Below are 18399 nucleotides of genomic sequence, written 5' to 3'. Positions count from 1 at the left end.
TAACGTATATTCGTTTGGCATATAAAGAACCGGCAATGCGGATCGGACTCGATCAGATCCCAAGGCGGCCTGACCGGCCGGCAAAAGGAGGAGAACCGGCATGCGATATACCCTGCGACAGCTCGAGATCTTCGTTGCAGTGGCGCGGGCCGGCAGCGTGTCACGGGCCGCCCGCCAGCTGTCGTTGTCGCAATCCGCCACCAGCACGTCGCTGGGTGAGTTCGAGCGCCAGTTCGATTGCCAGTTATTCGACCGCCTGGGCAAGCGGCTGCGGCTCAACGAACTGGGCCAGCACCTGCTGCCGCGCGCTGCGGCGCTGCTGGATCGCGCCGTCGAGGTGGAGGAGACGCTGCGCGGGCAGGCGGGCATCGGCGCCTTGCAGGTCGGGGCAACCCTGACCATCGGCAACTACCTGGCCGCATTGCTGGTGGGTGCTTTCATGCAGCGGCACCCGGAGAGCCGCATCCGCTTGCATGTGCAGAATACGGACACCGTGGTCGACCGGGTCGCCAACTACATGCTGGACCTGGGCCTGATCGAGGGTGAATGCAGTCACCGCGATGTCGAGGTCACCCCCTGGATCGAGGACGAGCTGGTGGTGTTCTGTTCGCCGGATCACCCGCTGGCCGATATCGGCCAGATCAGTGCCGAGCAGCTGTTCGACGAGGCCTGGATACTGCGTGAGGAGGGTTCCGGCACCCGTCGTACCCTGGATTATGCGTTGCGGGATTTTCCCGACCGGCTCAACATCCGGCTGGAGCTGGAGCACACCGAGGCCATCAAGCGGGCGGTGGAATCCGGTCTCGGGATCGGCTGCATTTCCCGCCTGGCGCTCCGCGACGCGTTTCGCCGCGGCGATCTGGTGCCACTGATCACGCCGCAGCTGGACCTGCGCCGGCAGTTCTACTTCATCTGGCATCGCGAGAAGTACCGGACCGCCGGGATGCAGGAATTCCTGCGTCAGTGCCAGGCCCTGACCCGCGGCATCCGGACCACCGATGATCTGGATCTGAGCAGTATTCCGACGCTGATCGAGTGAGAGGGACCATGAGAACGGGTAACTCAGGCGGGCAAAGGGCAGCGGCCGCAACCACCGAAGGGGCACTCGGGGCCGTGGCCCTGGGGTTGGCCCTGCTTCCCGGTGTGGCTTTCGCCGAGCGGGTGCCGGTGGCGACGCTGGCGCATGGCTGCATCGCCTGCCACGGTGCGGCCACCACGGACCGGGATCCCTCGATCCCGCCGCTGGCGGGCCATGATGCCGATGTGCTGCTGCAATTGCTGCGCGGCTACGCCGAAGAGGATCCTGCCGAATCCACCAGCATGCACCGTCTGACCCGCGGTTACTCGGACCAGGAACTGGCCGAACTGGCACGCCACTTTGCGGAGCAGGAGCAGTGAAAACCGACCAGGCCCGTCGTCGCCTGCTAGCCGGGCTCGGCGCTACCCTGGGCCTGGCCGCCGCGGGCCTGCCGTTGGGTGGGAGCGCATCGCGTGCGCGGGTCGTCGTGGTTGGTGGTGGTTTCGGCGGCGCAGCGGCGGCGCGGGCACTGCGTCAGTTCGCGCCGGACCTCGAAGTCGTTCTGGTGGAGCCGTCGGCAGTCTTCCGCACATGCCCGTTCTCCAATCTGTACCTGGGCGGGCTGCGCAGCTTCGGCTCGCTGGGACATCATTACGGCTACCTGCAGCGCCGGCACGGTGTCCGCGTCGTGCGCAGCAGTGCCCGCGCCGTGGATCCGGAGCGACGCCAGGTCCGGCTTGTGGATGGCACACGGCTCGGCTACGACCGCCTGATCCTGTCACCCGGAATCGACATGCGCTGGGATGCGCTGGAGGGCTATGACCAGACGGCGGCGGAGCGGTTGCCCCATGCCTGGAAGGCCGGCCCTCAAACGCGGCTGCTGCGGCGCCAGCTGCAGGCGATGGACGACGATGGCCTGTTCCTGATGGTGATCCCGGATAACCCCTATCGCTGCCCGCCCGGCCCCTATGAACGGGCCGCAATGGTGGCGCATTACTGCCGCCGGCATAAGCCCCGCGCCAAGGTGTTGTTGCTGGATGCCAAGGATGCATTCTCCAAGCAGGCGCTGTTCGAGCAGGGCTGGCGGGAGGTCTACGGTGAGCGCATAGAATGGGTCGGTTTTTCCGGCGACGGCGAGGTGGTGCGGGTGGATGCGAACCAGCGCATCGTGGAGACCGCCTTCGGCAATCGGCATCAGGCGGACGTCATCAATGTCATTCCGCCGCAGCAGGCCGGATACATCGCGCGCCAGGCCGGGGTGACCGATCGTTCGGGCTGGGCGCCGGTCAAAGCCGGTACCTTCGAAAGCAGACTGGTGCCAGATGTGTATGTCATTGGCGATGCAGCAGTAGCGGCACCGATGCCGAAATCGGCGTTCTGTGCCCATTCCCAGGCCGGGGTAACGGCAGCGGCCGTGCTGGCTTCGCTGGCAGGTCGGGAACCGCCGGAACCCGCCTGGCTGAATACCTGCTTCAGCCTGATCGATTCCGATTACGCCATTTCCATCAGCGGTCAGTACCGGCTCAGGGATGGCGAGATCCAGGAGGTGTCCGGCGGGGTCAGTCCGCTGCAGGCCAGCCAGGAATTTCGCCGCCGAGAGGCGGAGCATGCCCGTGACTGGTATGCCGCAATGAGCCATGCGATCTGGGGTGCTTGAAATGGGGTGGACGCTGCACCGGCTAGCCATGTTGTTGGCCTTCCTCCTGTTGCCGGCAGCGGTTGTGACGGCCGAAAAGCCCGCCTGGCAGCAACTGGACGCTGCCCGCGACTGGCTTGGCGGCGAGGAGCCCGCGTCCGGCGGCCTGCGGATCGAATTGCCGCTGGTTTCCGAGGAGGGCATGTCGGTGCCGCTTGAAATTCGCGGCGGTGAGCTGGGCAACAGCGAGGCGCCGATACGCGAAATCCGGGTCTACGCACTGGGCAATCCGGACCCGGATGTGCTGGGGTTGCGGCTTGATCCGGCGCTGGGGCGCGCGGATTTCTCGACCCGGATCCGGCTCGACGAAAGCCAGACGGTGCTTGTGCTGGCGAGGGACGCCTCGGGCCGCTTCCTGGCTGCCGAACAGCCCGTACGAGTTGCCAACAGTGGTTGCCTGGCGCGCAGCGATGAACCGGTGGACGCGCCGATGGGGGCGCCGCGCGTCGCGGTCCCGGATCCGTTCCCGGGTGCCGGCGAGCCCGGCGAGGTGCGGACACTGATCCTGCATCCGATGGAGACCGGGTTCCGCGAGGGACCCGACGGCAAGCCCGTGGCGCGGCGGATCATCGAGGACTTCTCCGCCGAACTCGACGGCGAAACCGTGCTGTCGGCCCGGTTCCACGCCGCCGTCTCGGCCAACCCCTATCTCGCCTTCCGGCTTGCGCCACGCGCCGACGGCGAATTGCGACTGCACTGGCGGGACGAGACGGGGGAGGAACGTGAGGCCTATCGGGAAGTGAGGGTTGGAAGTGGAGAGTAGTGTTCAGTGTTCAGGTTTCAGTTTTCAGACAAACATCCGGCTTCGATGGGCGGCTTGCGGGTCTGCAGCGTCTGAAAATTTCCCGGTCTCAATTTCCAGACAAACATCCGGCTTCGAGGTAGGCGTTGCCAGTTTGCACCGTCTGAAAACTGAACACTGAAACCTGAAAACTATTCCTCCATCATTTCCCTAAGCATGTCCTCATAGTTCCTGACGCGTTGCACGTACTGCACCGGGACGTTGCCTGGGGCGTAGCCGAATGGCAGGTTCTGGTGGTACTCCGGTTCCGCCAGCAGCGGAAAGACCTCGCTGACGGCTGCCCAGCTGTCGCCGTCCCGGCCCAGGCCCAATGTCAGGCGACGGGCATCGCGGACATGTGACAGGCCGATATTGTAGGCGGCGAGCGCGAACCAGGTGCGATCCGGCTCGTTGATGTTCTCGGGCAGGCGTTCGCGCAGGTCCGCGAGGTAGCGCGCGCCGCCATGAATACTCTGGACCGGATCGGTGCGGTTGCCGATGCCGAGCTCCTCGGCCGTGGCCCGGGTCAGCATCATGATGCCGCGGACACCGGTGGGACTCTCGGCCGCGGCGTCCCAGTGACTCTCCTGATAGCCCACCGCAGCAAGCATCTGCCAGTCCAGGCCGTGTTGCTCGGCGGCTTCCCTGAAATGAGGTTCCAGCTCCGGCAGCCGGTTTTCGATGCGATTGCGGAAACGCGCCACATCGACATAGTCGAAGAGGTCGACGTGGTCGTAATAGGGCTTCAGCAACTGTTCGATCCGGCCGGCGGCCGTCGCCTGTTCGTGCCAATCGAGCAGTGCCTGCCTCAGCGGCTCCGCCGCCTCGGGCAGCAGCCAAACCAGCGGCTCCGGATTGCCCAGCGGGAAGGCAACTTCCAGTTCCGGCAGGTAGCGGCGGTTGAGCGCGACAATGGTCGAGTCCGCCACCGTGCAGTCGATTTGTTGTTCCCAGACCCGATGCAGCAGTGCTTCGGTGCTGGCCTGTGGGTCGGTGATCCAGGACAGCTCAGGGTGCGCGTTGTCCCGCAGGTACCGCAGCCGCGCCTGATAGCTGGTTTCCGCGGCCACCGCCAGGCGCACACCATCCATGTCGTCCAGCGAGCCCGGGATCCGGCCATTGCGCCGGCAGACCATCTGCTGGGTGACCTCCTGATAGGCCGGGCCGGCCAGAAACCGCTGTTCGCGTTCCTCGGTCACGACCAGGCCGGCCGCCGCAAGGTGCGCGTCGCCGGTCTCCAGTGCCCGCAGGATTTCCGCCACGGAATTCCGTCGGATGAAACGCACGCGAAGATCCGCCGCCTGGGCGAAATCGCGGACCAGATCGTGTTCCGGGCCGGCCGGTCGACCGTGCCGGTCGATGAAATAGGTGGTCGGTGCATTGCGTGTGACCACCACAAGCTGCCCGCCCTGGCGTAAGGTGTCGGGATGGAAGCGGTCCTGGGCGCTGCGTTCGATTGGGTCGGCCGGCGGCTGGTCCAGCTCATCGTCAGGCTGCTCGCAAGCGGCCAGGAGCAGGACGAGCAGCGCGACGATGGCGCCCGACAGGCGGCGGAGCCGCCAATTTGCCCGGTGATCGATGCACTGGATGACGGTCACGGATCAGCCTTTCAGTGATAGCGGAGCACACGATGGAGCCGACCAGAGGCGCCGCCAGAAAATGGTTCCCACCGGGCGACCCGCTGCGGATCTCGGTTCACGGGCTGTTCGCCCTTGGGGTTCTTTATACCCTGTATCTGGCGCACCAGGTGGTGTTGCCGATCACACTGGCGATACTCGTCAGTCTGCTATTGTCACCGGCAGTCACGGCCCTGGCCCGCCGCGGCATCCATCGCGTGGTCGCCGCGCTCATCACGCTGACCCTGTTTGTCACGCTGCTGGCCGGTACTGCCTGGATGACGGCGCAGCCGATGCTGGACTGGGCCGAGCAGGCGCCCGACGGGCTTGCCCGGTTGATGGTACAGGACGGTGGCCTGCGCGAGGCGCTGGACTCGATGACCGATTCCGCGCGTCAGGTGGAAGAGGCCATGGAGGAACTGCGCGAGGAGGGGGCGGACGAGCAGGAGCCGACACCGGTGGTGCTGGAGTCGGAATCCTGGCGCGGCCAGTTGATGGTCAATGCGCAGGAAACCGGGGTCGCGGTGGTATTGGCGCTGGCGCTGAGCTATTTCCTGCTGGTCAGCGGCAACAGCCTGATCATCAATTTCACCCAGCAACTCCGTAGCCGGGAACGGCGACGCACGGCGCTGCGCATGGTGCGCGACTGTCAGCGGGAGATCGGGCGTTATCTGGTGGTGATTACCCTTAGCAACGGCTCGGTGGGGATCCTCACCGGCTTGATGGCCTGGGCCGTGGGCCTGCCCTCGCCTGCGGTCTGGGGCTTGCTTGCGGCGCTGCTGCGTTTCGTACCCTACCTCGGTGTGGTGGCGACGGTGGCGCTGCTGCTGATCGTCTCCGCCGCCAGTCTGGAATCCCTGGTCTGGGTGCTGGCAGTGCCGGCCGGCTATCTGTTGCTGAACACCATCGTCGGCTTTTTCATCGAGCCCTGGATTCACGGCTACCGACTGTCGGTGAATCCGGTGGTGATCTTTCTCGCCATCTTTTTCTGGGGCTGGCTGTGGGGGCCGGTGGGTGTGCTGCTGGCGGTGCCGCTGATGACCGTCATCCAGGTCATCCTCCGGCACGTGGAGTCGCTCCGTCCCGTCCATGACGTAATCGCCCGCCGCTAGCTTGCACTGGCCCGGATGCTGTCGGAGCAGCTTTCGGCCCCGTGCCAAGGGAGGACAAGTTTTTCTCCGGACTGACGAACCTAAGGAAGCACTGATCTATTTCCGCGCCTGCGTTGGAGTCCGCATTTTTTCCGAGGCAAGGCGCGCTGTGAAGCGCCGCAGCGTTCTGCGGTCAAGCAGCGCAACGCAGCAGTCGGGAAAAATGCGGCCCAACCCGAAGGGCCCGGCCGGTTTTGGCCCCTGACTGTGTTGCGTCACCGGCCCGGTAGCTACGGCTACCGGACCGGCACCGCGCCTTGCCAGATGACCAAAACCGGTCTCGGGCACAGGCGCGGAAATAGATCAGTGCTTCCTCGACTCCAACAGGTCCGGAGAAAAGCTTCTCCTCCCACGGCACTAAGTGGCAACCGGCATCTTGGTCCCGCGGCTGTCGGACTGCGCGGTTCTCGTCCGAACGAAGCAACGTCATTCGCAGCTTGGTAGGGACAGTGGAAGTTTTTTCTTGGCCCTGTTGGGCCGAAGGCACGTCAGGCCAAGAAAAACCTTGCACTGGCCCAGACACTCACGGAGCCGCACCGAACGAACATCGCTTTCGTGAGATCAACGTCGCGCGAGGGTGACCAGTGCGCCGAGCACTGCCAGCAGCACCAGCAGGGCCCACCAGGGTTGGCGGATCGTGGTGTAGACCTCGAAGCCTAGGGTGCGCAGGAGCTCCGGCACGCCGGCGGAGACGCCGGCCAGCAGGCCACCCTGGGTGGCGGTGATGAGCAGCAGGACCACGCCGAGGACACTCAGCGTGGCGGTCAGCAGTCGCAGGCCCGGCCTGAACAGGGCCTCGCCATGGCGGAAGTGCAGCCAGCTCAGTACGCCCCAGCAGGCAACCAGCCAGAGCGCGAAGGCCAGCTTGTTGCGCCCAAGCGGGCTGGCGAGAATCGCCTGGGGCGACCAGGCCAGCATGCCGGTGACCAGGGCGGCGATCGCGAAGGCCAGGGCCAGCGGCAGGATCAGCCGCAGCACGGGGTTGCTCCATGCCGGCGCGCGCCCGGCGCAGCCGGCCAGCAGCAGGACGGCTGCGGCCAGCCAGAGCACGATCGGGAAGTGGACCAGCATGTGGTGCAGCCCGGTCATGCCGACGGCTCCCTGTCGTCCAGGCGGCCAAGGCTCCAGGGCAGGATGCCGAGCAGGACCAGGCCGAGTAGCAGGGTCACTGCCCAGTTCCAGATAACCGCGGTCTCGGCCTCTGCCTCCAGCCCGTAGAGCGCGAGCTTGTGTTCATCGTGGCGGGCGCGAACCGGGATACCCTGGGCCACGGCGTCGGCGCCCGCGTGGCCGGAGCCGGTGATGCGCGGCCAGTTGACCTGCCCCGGGTAAAACAGCGTGATTGTGCGGTCCGGTTCGGTCCAGTCCGGGGTGTCGCCGTCCATGCGCGTTACCGTGATATCCGCCGGCCGTTCCAGCGCCAGGCTGAAAGGCAGCGAGACGTGGTGATGGCGGCCGGTGGCGCCATCGCTGTGCACCGCGAAAGCCACCGTATAACTGCCACCGGGCCTGAGGGTCTTGTCTTCCAGCGGCTCGCCGGTATCCAGCTTCCGGTTGAGGATCACTTCGCGCCAGCCGTCCCGCAGCCGGCTTTTCGCCATGATCGCGGCGCGGGAGCCCTCCGGTTCGCGCAGCACGCGGCGCGGCAGCGTGTCGCCTTCCTGCCAGTCGTGTTCCGGGTCGAATGCCACCGCCGTGTCCTCGATCAGCCAGGGCCTGGCGGACCAGTCGACGCTGTCCTCCTCCAGGTCCTGCCAGCGCAGTCCGGCTGTGCCGTGCCGATCGGGGTCCAACATGTAGCGCGGCTGTTCGGCGTCGTCGTCCCAGTTTGTGCTGTAGGCGGAGCGGCCGCTGTCTCCGTGGCGGTGCTCGGCGACGTGCAGGTCGTCGCTGACGTCGGCCGGTCCGCCCCGATCTCCGCGCCAGTGCCACAGGTCGAGGAAATAGCCGGCCTCGCGTTGTGCCTCCAGGTTGGCTGCGGAAACCGGCGCATCCCAGCTCCCGAGGCGGGTGTCCGGCAGGTGCTTGCGGATGTCCGTCAGTCCCAGCTCGCCGCCGAGGAAGGCGTGTTCGGCGACGGCGTCCTCGTTTGCGGCACCCGGCATGAAACGGGTGCCGTCACCGATCAGCAGATAGCCGCCGAAGCGGGCGAAGTCCGGCACGCCACCGTCGTCCAGCAGCATGGCGACGCGTTCCTCGCCGAACAACTCGGGATAATCATCGGCACCGATCGCCTGCCAGTTCTCGCCGTCAAAACGCAGCACGTCGTGAAAGCGATGCTCGTGCCGGCTGGGCCAGCGCAGGCGCAGGTGGACGGTTTCACCGTCGTGCTGTGCCTGCACCTGCAGCGGCAGCCAGAGGTCCGTCGGCGCACCGTCCGGCTGCGGCGAGCCGATCATCGCCTGGCCCAGCCAGCCCGTGGCGAGGGCGACGAACAGCAGCAGGGCAATGGCATTTGCGCGGGGCATCGTGATGTTCCAGACCGGCGATCGGCTCAGCGTAACCCCAGCACGTTGCCACCGCCATGCCAGAGCAGTCGCAGGCCGGTGATGAAAAGCAGGACATAGCAGATACGGTAGAACCAAGGCGTGCTGACCCGTCTGTGCAGCCAGACGCCGAGCAGGATCCCGAGTGGTGCCAGCGGGAGCAGTACCAGGGCGGTGAGCAGGTTGGCCAGATGAAGCTGTCCTAGCCAGGCGTAGGGGATCAGCTTGACGTAATTCACCAGCGTGAAAAGGACCACCGTAGTGCCGACAAAGAGTGTCTTGTCCATGCGCTGCGGCAGCAGGTAGATCGCCGCTGGAGGTCCACCGGCATGGGCCGCGAAACTGGTGAAGCCGGTCATCGCGCCCCAGAAGCGGCCGGCAATGATTCCGCCTGGGCGATAACCGGCATAACGCTCCTTGCCGCCAAGCCAGTGGTTGATCGCGAAGGCCAGGGCGATCAGGCCGATCAGGATGCGCAACATGTCCTCGCTAATCCAGCGTACGGTCAACGTGCCAAGCAGGATGCCGGCAAGGGCACCTGGGATCATGATGCGCAGGCTGCGCGGATCCCAGCGACGCCAGTAGGCGGCCAGGCCTGTGAGATCCATCAGGCAGAGTATCGGCAGCATGATGGCCGCTGCCTGAAATGGGGGAACCACCAACGCCATCAGCGGTACCGCAAGGACCGTCAGGCCACCGCCGAAGCCGCCCTTCGAGACGCCGGTAATCAGTACGGCAATGACGGCCAGCAGGTAAAACAGCGGGTCGGTGATCATGGCCGCAGAGCTTACCCGAGGAACGCCGCGGATGGGCGGAGTTTGGCCGCGGCAGGGAGCATACTGGTATCGTCGAGGTGTCGGCTGACAGGGGGTGAGCACGATGGAACGCTTGTACCAACGTATCCTGATGGCTTTCGACGGTTCGGAGGGCGGTCGCCAGGCACTGGCCCAGGGCGCACAGGTGGCCCGGCAGAATGAGGCCACGGTGGATCTGCTCGCGGTGGTGCGGATTCCGTCGACCTACGGCTTTATCGAGGCGGGTTACCCGGAACACCTGCTGGATGACGAGACCGCACGTATCGATGGTGTTCTGAACGAAGGCGTCCGCCTGCTGCGCGAGCAGGGGTTGACGGTCAACGGTCACCGACGCATCGGCGAACCGGTGCTGGAAATCAGCCGCCTGGCACGGGAGTTGGACGTTGACCTGGTGGTTGTGGGCCACCGTCCCAGAGGGCGCCTGGCCCGCTGGTGGCATGGTTCGGTGGGCACGACCCTGCTGGATGAACTGGAGTGCTCGATCCTGGTGGCGATGCCACGGGAGCCGGCGGAATGAGATGGTGCAGTGTCAGCCTCGGCTGGCTCGCGTGACTTGCAGCCGTGCCAGGGCATGGGCGTTGCTCAACAACGGCACCGGTACCCCCAGCCGCCGTGCCGTGCGCAGCACGTTGCCGGTGATCGCATCCAGTTCCAGCGGGCGACCCTGCAGGTAGTCCAGCGCCATGCTGGTGTAGTAATCCCGGATATTGTGCGTGCTGGCCAGGCTTTTCTCCGGTAGTTCCGCGGGTAAGGGGTGACCGGCCGCGGCCGCCACCGCACAGACCTCGCGCATCAGGCCGAGCATCATGTCTTCGCCACCCGGTGCGGCCAGAATTTCGCTGGTGGTGACGCCGCCGCCGGCAACCGAGATCGTATTGAAGGCCGCATTCCAGACCGCCTTTCGCCAGCGTTCGGTGATCACGTCCTCGGTCAGTTTTGCGGTCAGGCCGCCGGCCTCGATCCAGCCGGCGAAATCTCGCGCCGTAACACTCAGACCGGCCGGGTAGTTGCCCACCACCAGCCGGCCGTAGGCCTTGTGTTCCACAGTTCCCGGCGCAGTGCGGCTGGCGGCAACGAAGGCAATGCAACTGATCAGCGGATTGTCCGGCAGGGCGTCGCGTATCGGTGTCTCGATGTCCAGACCGTTTTCGATCAGGGCAATCGTGGTGTACGGACCGACCGCCGGGCGGATCAGCGCCACCCGGTCAAGATCATCCAGCACCTTCACCGTCAGCAGCAGGATGTCAGGCGGTTCCGGAATCGATGTCGTGTCGGCATGGACCGCCTCCGGGTGCCAGTCGAGGCAGCCGAGATCAGTGCTGTCGACGCGCACGCCCCGTCGCCGGATTAGTCCGCTGTCCGAACGTGCCACCAGCGATACCGGCAGGCCCGCCCGGTGCAGAATGGCGCCGTAAAGGCTGCCGATGGCGCCGGCACCGACGATCAGGATGGAAGGCGAGGTATGTCGGTTCATGGTCCGGATTATCGCCTGCTTAGCAGGCGTTCGGCATCCGCCGATTCCAGATGCGGCACGGCATTGAACATGTTCAGTGTCATGCCGTCGCCGCCCAGGCGCAGCCGGGAAATGCTGCTGTTGTATAGCTCGCGGTTCAGGCCGAGGATCGCCTGGCCATCCAGCGCCAGGGCCTGGCCGACGAGTGATGCAACCACGGCGCCGGAGGTGACCAGGATCACCGGTCCGTTCGGCCTCTGCCCAGCCTCAAGTGCCGCGACCGCGTCCCGCACCCGGGCCTGGAATGCGGCCCAGCTTTGCAGGCCGCGGGAGTCCGGGTGCGGGTCGGCCAGCCAGGTCCGCATGACGTCGCGGTAGACCGCCTCGAATACCTGGGGATTGTCGTTCAAGCTGTCCCGGTAGGGTGCCAGCGCCGGTCGTGCCGCGAGCACATCGTCCAGATAACCCCAGAACACGCCGGCGATGTCATATTCGTCGAGCCGGGCATCGCAGTGCACCGCCGGCGGTGTGTCGTTGCCGGAGTAGGCGGCGCGCAACAGGTTCGCCGACTCGCGCTGCCGTTGCAGGCTGCCGTGTAGCAGTTTGCCTGGCCGCTCCGGCAACTGACGCATGTGGTCGGCCAGCCGTTGCATCTGCTCCCGGCCAAGGTCGCTCAGCCGATCGTAATCGTCGGTGCCGAAGCGGGCCTGGCCGTGGCGGATGAGGATCAGCTGCATGGCGCTGCGGTGACCGGCGACGGCATCAGTGCTGCCGTTCGATGGTGTAGCGGGCAATCGCTCGCAGGCAGTCGGCATCCTCGTCGAACGGCTCCAGGCTGCGCAGCGCCCGCTCGATCAGCAATTCCGCGTGTTCCCGGGATTCCTGCAGGCCCAGCAGACCCGGATAGGTCGCCTTTTCATGCTGGACGTCGGCGCCGCTTGCCTTGCCGAGCTGCTCGGTACTGCCTTCCACGTCCAGGATGTCATCGTGGATCTGGAATGCGAGTCCGATGCACTTGGCGTAACGGTCCAGCCGCTCCAGCAGTTCGCGGTCGACATCGCTGCGGCACAGGGCACCGAGCATGACGCTGGCGCGGATCAGGGCCCCGGTCTTGTGGATATGCAGGTCTTCGAGTTCCGCCAGACTGAGTTCCTGGCCCTCGGCGGCCAGGTCCATGGCCTGACCGCCAACCATGCCGCGCGACCCGGAGGCCAGGCTCAGGCTTGCGACCATGCGCAGGCGGGCTCCGGCATCGGCATCGGCGGCGTCGCCTTCGGCTAGCGAGCGGAATGCCAGGGTCTGCAACGCATCACCCACCAGGATGGCCGTGGCCTCGTCGAAGGCCTTGTGGCAGGTCGGCTTGCCGCGCCGCAGGTCATCGTCGTCCATCGACGGCAGGTCGTCGTGCACCAGGGAATAGGCGTGAATGAGTTCCACGGCCACCGCCGGGCCATCCAGGCGGCGATAGTCCAGCTTGAGCGCGTTTCCGGTGGCATAGACCAGCACCGGCCGTAGTCGCTTGCCGTTGCCAAGAACCGCGTAGCGCATGGCCTCGTGCAGGGTGAAGGGCAGGGTGCTTGCTGGCGGCAGAATGGCGTCCAGGGCCGCCTCGATCCGCTGGCGGTAGGCGGGGAGCCAGGCTTCCAGCGCCTCAGTCGCGGTTGTCGGCGGTGAAGGGTTCGACACCATCCTCTCCATTCTTGCCGGTCAGGATTTCGACTTTCTGTTCGGCCTCGCTCAGGGCCTTCTGGCACTGGCGAGTCAACGCGATGCCACGCTCGAAGGATTTCAACGAGTCTTCCAGCGACAGTTCGCCGCTTTCCATGCGTTCGACCAGAGCCTCCAGCTCCGCCAGCGCCTGCTCGAAATCAACCGGCTGTTCGGCTTCCTCGGCTTTCGTCATGTTGGCACCCTTTTAAGCAAACACTGAAAGTGTACGCCGGCAGAAAGGCCGGGAAACCTACCCCAGGCCCCGGGGGCGGTCAATCCGGCCGCCGGCTGACAGTGACGTGTCCACGCCGCAGCGGTTACAGTACTGCGCCAACACCGTGCAGAACATGCCCTGCCGGTCACCCATCCGCCTGTCGAGACTATTCGGAGCCGCATGGCCAGTCGCTACGATTCCGCTTCAATCGAGGTCCTTACGGGCCTTGACCCGGTGCGCAAGCGCCCCGGGATGTACACCGATACCAGCCGGCCCAATCACCTGGCACAGGAAGTCATCGATAACAGCGTCGATGAGGCAATTGCCGGCCACGCCAGGCAGATTGTCGTCACCCTGCTGGCCGATGGCGGCCTGGAAGTGCGCGATGACGGGCGCGGCATGCCGGTGGACATGCACCCGGAAGAGGCCGCACCCGGCGTCGAGGTGATCCTCAGCCGGCTCCATGCCGGCGGCAAGTTCTCGGCCAAGAACTACCAGTTTTCCGGCGGCCTGCATGGCGTCGGCGTGTCGGTGGTCAATGCCTTGTCCAAGCGGCTCGAGGTCAAGGTGCGGCGCGACGGCAAGGAGTACCTGATTGCCTTTGCCGACGGCGAGAAGGTCTCGGACCTGGAAGTGATTGGCAGTGTCGGCCAGCGCAACACCGGCACCACGCTGCGCTTCTGGCCCGACGTGAGTTACTTCGATTCGCCGCGGTTCTCCCTGCCGCGGTTGCGCCACGTGCTGCGCGCCAAGGCGGTGCTTTGCCCCGGGCTGGAAGTTGTTTTCCGCGAGGAGGTCAGCGGCGAGGAAACGGTCTGGTACTACGAGGATGGTCTGCGTGATTACCTCGCCAGTGCGCTGGTGGACCTGCCCCTGCTGCCCGAGGCACCGTTCACCGGCAGTCTCAGCGGCCGTACGGAAACCGCGGAATGGGCGGTGTTGTGGCTGCCTGAGGGTGGCGAGGGCGTTACCGAGAGTTACGTCAACCTGATCCCGACCACCCAGGGCGGCACCCACGTCAATGGCCTGCGGACCGGTCTGACCGATGCCATCCGCGAGTTCTGCGATTTTCGCAACCTGTTGCCACGGGGCGTGAAGATTGCGCCGGAGGACGTCTGGGAAGGCGCCAGCTATGTGCTCTCGGTCAAGCTGGAGGATCCGCAGTTCTCCGGCCAGACCAAGGAACGCTTGTCGTCGCGCGAGTGCGCGACCTTCGTCTCCGGAATCGTCAAGGACGCCTTCAGCCTGTGGCTGAACCAGCATACCGACGCCGCCGAGGCCATCGTCGAACTGGTGCTTTCCAATGCCAATCGCCGCCTGCGCTCTTCCAGAAAAGTGGCCCGCAAGCGTGTCACCAGTGGGCCGGCCCTGCCGGGCAAGCTCGCCGATTGCAGTGCCCAGGATCCGGCACGCTCCGAACTGTTCCTGGTGGAGGGCGATTCCGCCGGCGGCTCGGCCAAGCAGGCCAGGGACCGGGAGTTCCAGGCGGTGATGCCGTTGCGCGGCAAGATCCTGAATACCTGGGAGGTGGATCCGGGCGATGTGATGGCCTCGCAGGAAGTGCATGACATCGCCGTGGCCCTCGGCATCGAGCCCGGCTCCGATGATCTGTCGAAACTGCGGTACAACAAGGTCTGTATTCTGGCCGATGCCGACCCCGACGGGGCACACATCGCGACCCTGCTGTGTGCCCTATTCCTGCGGCATTTCCCGAGCCTGGTGGCGGCCGGGCACGTGTTCGTGGCCATGCCGCCGCTGTACCGCGTGGATGTGGGCAAGCAGACGTTCTATGCGCTGGACGAGCATGAGCGCCTGGGTATTCTCGACCGGATCGAGGCGGAGAAGATTCGCGGCAAGGTCGCCACGACCCGCTTCAAGGGTCTGGGCGAGATGAACCCGATCCAGCTCCGCGAGACAACCATGGCCCCCGACACCCGCCGGCTGGTCCAGTTGATGGTGGATTCACCGGAAGAAACCGAGCGCCTGATGAGCATGCTGCTCGGCAAACGCCAAGCCGCGGATCGGAAGAGTTGGTTGGAGAGTAAAGGCAACCTTGCCGAGGTTCTGCCGTAAGGTGGCGCGTCGGCAAGGCGTTTAATTTCGAATGTTTTACGTTTTAGGTTTTAAGTTTTAGGTCCTCGTTAAACGTTAAACCTAAAACGTAAAACTCTAATCGTAAAACGATTATTGAGAAGGTCGTGACCGTTGACTGAGATTTCCAAGCCCGGTTATTCCGACTTCGAAACCCGCCCGCTCCGCGACTTCACCGAGAAGGCGTATCTGGATTACTCCATGTACGTGATTCTCGATCGGGCGTTGCCGAATATCGGTGACGGCTTGAAGCCGGTACAGCGGCGGATCGTTTATGCGATGTCCGAGCTGGGCCTGACGGCGCTGGCCAAGTACAAGAAATCCGCGCGCACCGTGGGTGACGTGCTGGGCAAGTTTCATCCGCATGGCGATTCGGCCTGCTACGAGGCCATGGTGTTGATGGCGCAGCCGTTCTCCTACCGCTATCCGCTGGTGGACGGGCAGGGCAACTGGGGTTCGCCGGACGATCCGAAGTCGTTCGCGGCGATGCGCTACACCGAGTCGCGGCTCGCCAGGTACGCCGAGGTGCTGCTGGCCGAGCTGGGGCAGGGGACCGTCGACTGGGTGCCGAATTTCGACGGCACGATGGAGGAACCATCGGTATTGCCGGCACGGATGCCGAACGTGCTGCTTAATGGCGGCACCGGCATCGCCGTGGGCATGGCCACGGATATCCCGCCGCATAATCTGCGTGAGGTGGCTAGCGCCTGCATCAGGCTGCTGGACGAGCCGGAAGCCTCGGTGGCCACCCTCTGCGAGCACGTGCAGGGACCTGATTTCCCCACCGATGCCGAGATCATCACGCCGCGCGACGAGCTGCAGAAGCTCTACGAGAAGGGCAACGGCGGCGTTCGTTGCCGCGCCCGCTATGTCCGCGAGGATGGCGATATCGTCATCACCGCCTTGCCCTACCAGGTGTCCGGCAGCAAGGTGCTGGAGCAGATCGCGGCCCAGATGCAGGCCAGGAAGCTGCCGATGATCGAGGATCTGCGCGATGAGTCGGATCACGAGAACCCGACGCGCCTCGTACTGGTGCCACGCTCCAATCGGGTCGATATCGAGCAGGTCATGACACACCTGTTCGCGACCACGGATCTGGAGAAATCCTATCGCGTGAACTTCAATGTCATCGGCCTTGACGGCCGGCCGCAGGTCAAGAACCTGCGGGAGATGTTGTCGGAATGGCTGGTGTTTCGCACCAATACCGTGCGTCGCCGTCTCGAGTACCGCCTGGGCAAGGTCGAGGCCCGGCTGCATATCCTTGAAGGCCTGCTGATCGCCTATCTGAACATCGACGAGGTGATCGCGATTATCCGCGAGCAGGACAAGCCCAAACCGGTGCTGATGGAACGCTTCGGCCTGAGCGATACCCAGGCCGAGGCGATTCTGGAACTCAAGCTGCGGCATCTGGCGAAGCTGGAGGAAATGAAGATCCGCGGTGAGCAGGACGAACTCGCCCGCGAGCGCAAGCAGCTGAAGGCGATACTCGGCTCACGGCAGAAGCTGCGAGAACTGGTGGGCGAGGAGTTGCGGCGCGATGCCGATACCTATGGCGATGACCGCCGCTCGCCGCTGGTGGAGCGTGAGTCTGCCCGCGCCCTGGACGAAACGGCATTGATCCCCAGTGAGCCGGTAACGATCGTGCTGTCGAAACAGGGTTGGGTGCGTGCCGCCAAGGGTCACGATGTCGATGCCGCCGGACTCAACTACAAGGCCGGGGATGGATTCCTGGATGCCGCCCGTGGGCGCAGCAATCGACAGGCCGTGTTTCTGGATTCCACCGGCCGCGCCTACGCGCTGCCGGCGCACAGTCTGCCCTCGGCGCGTTCCCAGGGTGAACCGCTGACCGGGCGGCTCAATCCGCCCTCCGGCGCACGCTTCGAGCATGTGCTTGCCGGCGCCGATGAGTTGCCGCTGGTACTTGGTTCCACGGCCGGCTACGGCTTTGTCACCGGTCTGGGCGAATTGCTGTCCCGCAACCGGGCCGGCAAGGCAATACTGACCGTTCCCAGGGGCAGCGCGGTCCTGCGACCGGCTCCGGTCAGCGACCCCGCATCGGATCTGCTGGTGGCCGTGGCCAGTAGCGGCCGGCTGCTTGCCTTTCCGCTGGCCGAGCTGCCGCGACTGGCAAAGGGCAAGGGCAACAAGATCATTGCCCTCAAGGCCGGCGAGGAGACCCTGGTGGGAGTGGCGGCCGTGCCGCGCGACGGGGCCGTTACGCTCTGGGCCGGCAAGCGTCACCTGACCATCAAGGCGGCGGATCTGGAAGCCTACATGGGGGCCCGCGGCCGCCGTGGCACGATGCTGCCCCGGGGTTTCCAGCGCGTGGACAGTGTCCAGTCGGCCTGATTCCAGATTGTATTGAACCGAACGCCGTCCGACCTTATCTCAGGTGCAGATTCGGGAACTTTTAGGGAATAAATCAGTGTTTCCCTAACGCAACGGAGAATTCCTTCAATGAAACGTGCTGGTTTGCTGATTCTGACCAACCTGGCCGTGATGGCAGTGCTCGGCATCGTTCTGATGGTGCTGTATTCGGTCTTTGGCGTATCCACGGTGGACGAGGCCACCGGTGGCATCGATTTCGTCGGCCTGTTGATCGTGGCCGGTGTGGTCGGTTTCGGCGGCTCGTTTATTTCCCTGGCAATGTCGAAATCCATGGCCAAGCGGATGACCGGTGCCCAGGTCATCGAGAACCCGCGTAGCGAGGTGGAACAGTGGTTGGTGGGCACCGTGCGGCAGTTCGCCAAGCGCGAGGGCATCGGCATGCCCGAAGTGGCGATCTACGACGCGCCGGAAATCAATGCATTCGCCACCGGTGCCCGGCGTGACAGCTCGATGGTGGCGGTCAGCACCGGCCTGCTGCGGGGCATGACCCGCGACGAGGCCGAGGCGGTCATTGGTCATGAGATTGCGCACATCGCGAACGGTGACATGGTGACGCTGACCCTGGTGCAGGGCGTGGTGAACACCTTCGTCGTGTTCTTTGCCCACATCATCGGGCGGTTCGTCGACAGGGCCGTGTTCAAGAGCGAATCCGGCCATGGACCGGGCTTTTTCATCAGTTACTTCATCGCCCAGATGGTGCTCGGTATCGCCGCGTCGACCATCGTTATGGCCTTCTCTCGCTACCGGGAGTACCGGGCCGACGCCGGCGGCGCCAAGCTGGCCGGTCGCGAGAAAATGATTGCCGCCCTGGAACGCTTGAAGCGCGGCAGCGAGGACTCGCACCTGCCGGACGAAATGCGCGCCATGGGCATCAACGGCGGCCGCGGCACCCTGTCCCGCCTGTTCATGTCGCACCCGCCGCTGGAAGAGAGGATTGAGGCGCTCAAGCGGGGATGAATCCCCGTGTTTAAGGTTTAATG

17 protein-coding genes are annotated in these 18399 nt (G+C 65.1%); 9 read left to right on the top strand and 8 right to left on the bottom strand.

What is annotated here, in order from left to right:
• Positions 1-100: 100 nt before the first annotated feature.
• Genes M0534_RS13130 through M0534_RS13115 form a run of 4 tightly spaced genes read left to right on the top strand, consistent with a single transcriptional unit; the run spans position 101 to position 3477 of the window.
• A complete protein-coding gene (locus M0534_RS13130; RefSeq protein ID WP_248568894.1) occupies positions 101-1039 on the top strand; it encodes a LysR family transcriptional regulator in 939 nt (312 codons plus the stop codon).
• Positions 1040-1047: 8 nt separating this feature from the next.
• On the top strand, positions 1048-1398 hold the full coding sequence (locus M0534_RS13125) for a c-type cytochrome (RefSeq protein WP_248568893.1): 351 nt from the start codon (positions 1048-1050) through the stop codon (positions 1396-1398).
• Positions 1395-2675 carry an FCSD flavin-binding domain-containing protein gene (locus tag M0534_RS13120; protein ID WP_248568892.1) on the top strand — a complete coding sequence of 427 codons (1281 nt, stop codon included), beginning with the start codon at positions 1395-1397 and terminating at the stop codon, positions 2673-2675. The genes M0534_RS13125 and M0534_RS13120 overlap by 4 nt, the downstream gene beginning before the upstream one ends.
• 1 nt (position 2676) lies before the next feature.
• The gene (locus M0534_RS13115; RefSeq protein WP_248568891.1) at positions 2677-3477 is read left to right on the top strand and encodes a thiosulfate oxidation carrier complex protein SoxZ; all 801 of its coding nucleotides are present in this window, start codon (positions 2677-2679) and stop codon (positions 3475-3477) included.
• Between the two features lie 170 nt (positions 3478-3647).
• On the opposite strand, the gene mltF is transcribed toward M0534_RS13115, so the two are convergent.
• The gene (mltF, locus tag M0534_RS13110; RefSeq protein ID WP_248568890.1) at positions 3648-5093 is read right to left on the bottom strand and encodes a membrane-bound lytic murein transglycosylase MltF; all 1446 of its coding nucleotides are present in this window, start codon (positions 5091-5093) and stop codon (positions 3648-3650) included.
• 32 nt (positions 5094-5125) lie between these two features.
• Here mltF and M0534_RS13105 point away from each other — a divergent pair, with 32 nt between their 5' ends.
• Positions 5126-6223 carry an AI-2E family transporter gene (locus M0534_RS13105; protein WP_248568889.1) on the top strand — a complete coding sequence of 366 codons (1098 nt, stop codon included), beginning with the start codon at positions 5126-5128 and terminating at the stop codon, positions 6221-6223.
• A gap of 600 nt (positions 6224-6823) precedes the next feature.
• Here the strand turns inward: M0534_RS13105 and M0534_RS13100 are convergent.
• From M0534_RS13100 to M0534_RS13090, 3 genes are read right to left on the bottom strand one after another with little or no spacing between them, the layout of a single operon-like run.
• Positions 6824-7351 (bottom strand): DUF2231 domain-containing protein, encoded by a 528-nt coding sequence (locus M0534_RS13100; protein ID WP_248568888.1) that lies wholly within the window; start codon positions 7349-7351, stop codon positions 6824-6826.
• Positions 7348-8730, bottom strand: coding sequence for an ethylbenzene dehydrogenase-related protein (locus M0534_RS13095; protein WP_248568887.1), 1383 nt, complete (start codon positions 8728-8730; stop codon positions 7348-7350). Before M0534_RS13095 ends, M0534_RS13100 begins: the two co-directional genes overlap by 4 nt.
• 26 nt (positions 8731-8756) lie before the next feature.
• Positions 8757-9524, bottom strand: a complete 768-nt coding sequence (locus M0534_RS13090; RefSeq protein ID WP_248568886.1) for a sulfite exporter TauE/SafE family protein — start codon at positions 9522-9524, stop codon at positions 8757-8759.
• Between the two features lie 103 nt (positions 9525-9627).
• On the opposite strand from M0534_RS13090, the gene M0534_RS13085 reads away from it, so the two are divergent.
• Positions 9628-10080, top strand: a complete 453-nt coding sequence (locus tag M0534_RS13085) for a universal stress protein (protein ID WP_248568885.1) — start codon at positions 9628-9630, stop codon at positions 10078-10080.
• Between the two features lie 12 nt (positions 10081-10092).
• On the opposite strand, the gene M0534_RS13080 is transcribed toward M0534_RS13085, so the two are convergent.
• From M0534_RS13080 to M0534_RS13065, 4 genes are read right to left on the bottom strand one after another with little or no spacing between them, the layout of a single operon-like run.
• Positions 10093-11037, bottom strand: a complete 945-nt coding sequence (locus tag M0534_RS13080) for a ketopantoate reductase family protein (RefSeq protein ID WP_248568884.1) — start codon at positions 11035-11037, stop codon at positions 10093-10095.
• A gap of 8 nt (positions 11038-11045) precedes the next feature.
• Positions 11046-11753, bottom strand: a complete 708-nt coding sequence (locus M0534_RS13075) for a histidine phosphatase family protein (RefSeq protein WP_248568883.1) — start codon at positions 11751-11753, stop codon at positions 11046-11048.
• Positions 11754-11778: 25 nt separating this feature from the next.
• Positions 11779-12702, bottom strand: coding sequence for a (2E,6E)-farnesyl diphosphate synthase (gene ispA, locus M0534_RS13070; RefSeq protein ID WP_248568882.1), 924 nt, complete (start codon positions 12700-12702; stop codon positions 11779-11781).
• The gene (locus M0534_RS13065) at positions 12668-12919 is read right to left on the bottom strand and encodes an exodeoxyribonuclease VII small subunit (protein WP_248568881.1); all 252 of its coding nucleotides are present in this window, start codon (positions 12917-12919) and stop codon (positions 12668-12670) included. Before M0534_RS13065 ends, ispA begins: the two co-directional genes overlap by 35 nt.
• A gap of 201 nt (positions 12920-13120) precedes the next feature.
• Here M0534_RS13065 and parE point away from each other — a divergent pair, with 201 nt between their 5' ends.
• The 3 genes from parE to htpX all read left to right on the top strand — a co-directional run bounded on the left by parE (position 13121) and on the right by htpX (position 18376).
• A complete protein-coding gene (gene parE / locus M0534_RS13060; RefSeq protein WP_248568880.1) occupies positions 13121-15013 on the top strand; it encodes a DNA topoisomerase IV subunit B in 1893 nt (630 codons plus the stop codon).
• A gap of 132 nt (positions 15014-15145) precedes the next feature.
• Entirely contained in the window at positions 15146-17380 is a 2235-nt protein-coding gene (gene parC, locus M0534_RS13055; RefSeq protein ID WP_248568879.1) for a DNA topoisomerase IV subunit A, read from the top strand.
• A 108-nt stretch (positions 17381-17488) separates the two neighbouring features.
• Positions 17489-18376, top strand: coding sequence for a protease HtpX (htpX, locus tag M0534_RS13050; protein ID WP_248568878.1), 888 nt, complete (start codon positions 17489-17491; stop codon positions 18374-18376).
• The last annotated feature ends 23 nt before the right edge of the window (positions 18377-18399 follow it).

Origin of the sequence: Methylonatrum kenyense, from assembly GCF_023195885.1 — a bacterium.
GTDB classification, from domain to species: Bacteria; Pseudomonadota; Gammaproteobacteria; order Nitrococcales; family Aquisalimonadaceae; genus Methylonatrum; species Methylonatrum kenyense.
The sequence above is the reverse complement of the archived record's forward strand: the minus strand, read 5'-3'. Positions and strand labels throughout refer to the sequence as shown.

Bases quoted from the DNA above. Each gene is read 5' to 3' on its own strand.
- M0534_RS13130 (WP_248568894.1), top strand. From the start codon at position 101: ATGCGATATACCCTGCGACAGCTCGAGATCTTCGTTGCAGTGGCGCGG.
- M0534_RS13125 (WP_248568893.1), top strand. From the start codon at position 1,048: ATGAGAACGGGTAACTCAGGCGGGCAAAGGGCAGCGGCCGCAACCACC.
- M0534_RS13115 (WP_248568891.1), top strand. From the start codon at position 2,677: ATGGGGTGGACGCTGCACCGGCTAGCCATGTTGTTGGCCTTCCTCCTG.
- M0534_RS13105 (WP_248568889.1), top strand. From the start codon at position 5,126: ATGGAGCCGACCAGAGGCGCCGCCAGAAAATGGTTCCCACCGGGCGAC.
- M0534_RS13100 (WP_248568888.1), bottom strand. From the start codon at position 7,351: ATGACCGGGCTGCACCACATGCTGGTCCACTTCCCGATCGTGCTCTGG.
- M0534_RS13095 (WP_248568887.1), bottom strand. From the start codon at position 8,730: ATGCCCCGCGCAAATGCCATTGCCCTGCTGCTGTTCGTCGCCCTCGCC.
- M0534_RS13090 (WP_248568886.1), bottom strand. From the start codon at position 9,524: ATGATCACCGACCCGCTGTTTTACCTGCTGGCCGTCATTGCCGTACTG.
- M0534_RS13085 (WP_248568885.1), top strand. From the start codon at position 9,628: ATGGAACGCTTGTACCAACGTATCCTGATGGCTTTCGACGGTTCGGAG.
- M0534_RS13080 (WP_248568884.1), bottom strand. From the start codon at position 11,037: ATGAACCGACATACCTCGCCTTCCATCCTGATCGTCGGTGCCGGCGCC.
- M0534_RS13075 (WP_248568883.1), bottom strand. From the start codon at position 11,753: ATGCAGCTGATCCTCATCCGCCACGGCCAGGCCCGCTTCGGCACCGAC.
- M0534_RS13065 (WP_248568881.1), bottom strand. From the start codon at position 12,919: ATGACGAAAGCCGAGGAAGCCGAACAGCCGGTTGATTTCGAGCAGGCG.
- parE (WP_248568880.1), top strand. From the start codon at position 13,121: ATGGCCAGTCGCTACGATTCCGCTTCAATCGAGGTCCTTACGGGCCTT.
- htpX (WP_248568878.1), top strand. From the start codon at position 17,489: ATGAAACGTGCTGGTTTGCTGATTCTGACCAACCTGGCCGTGATGGCA.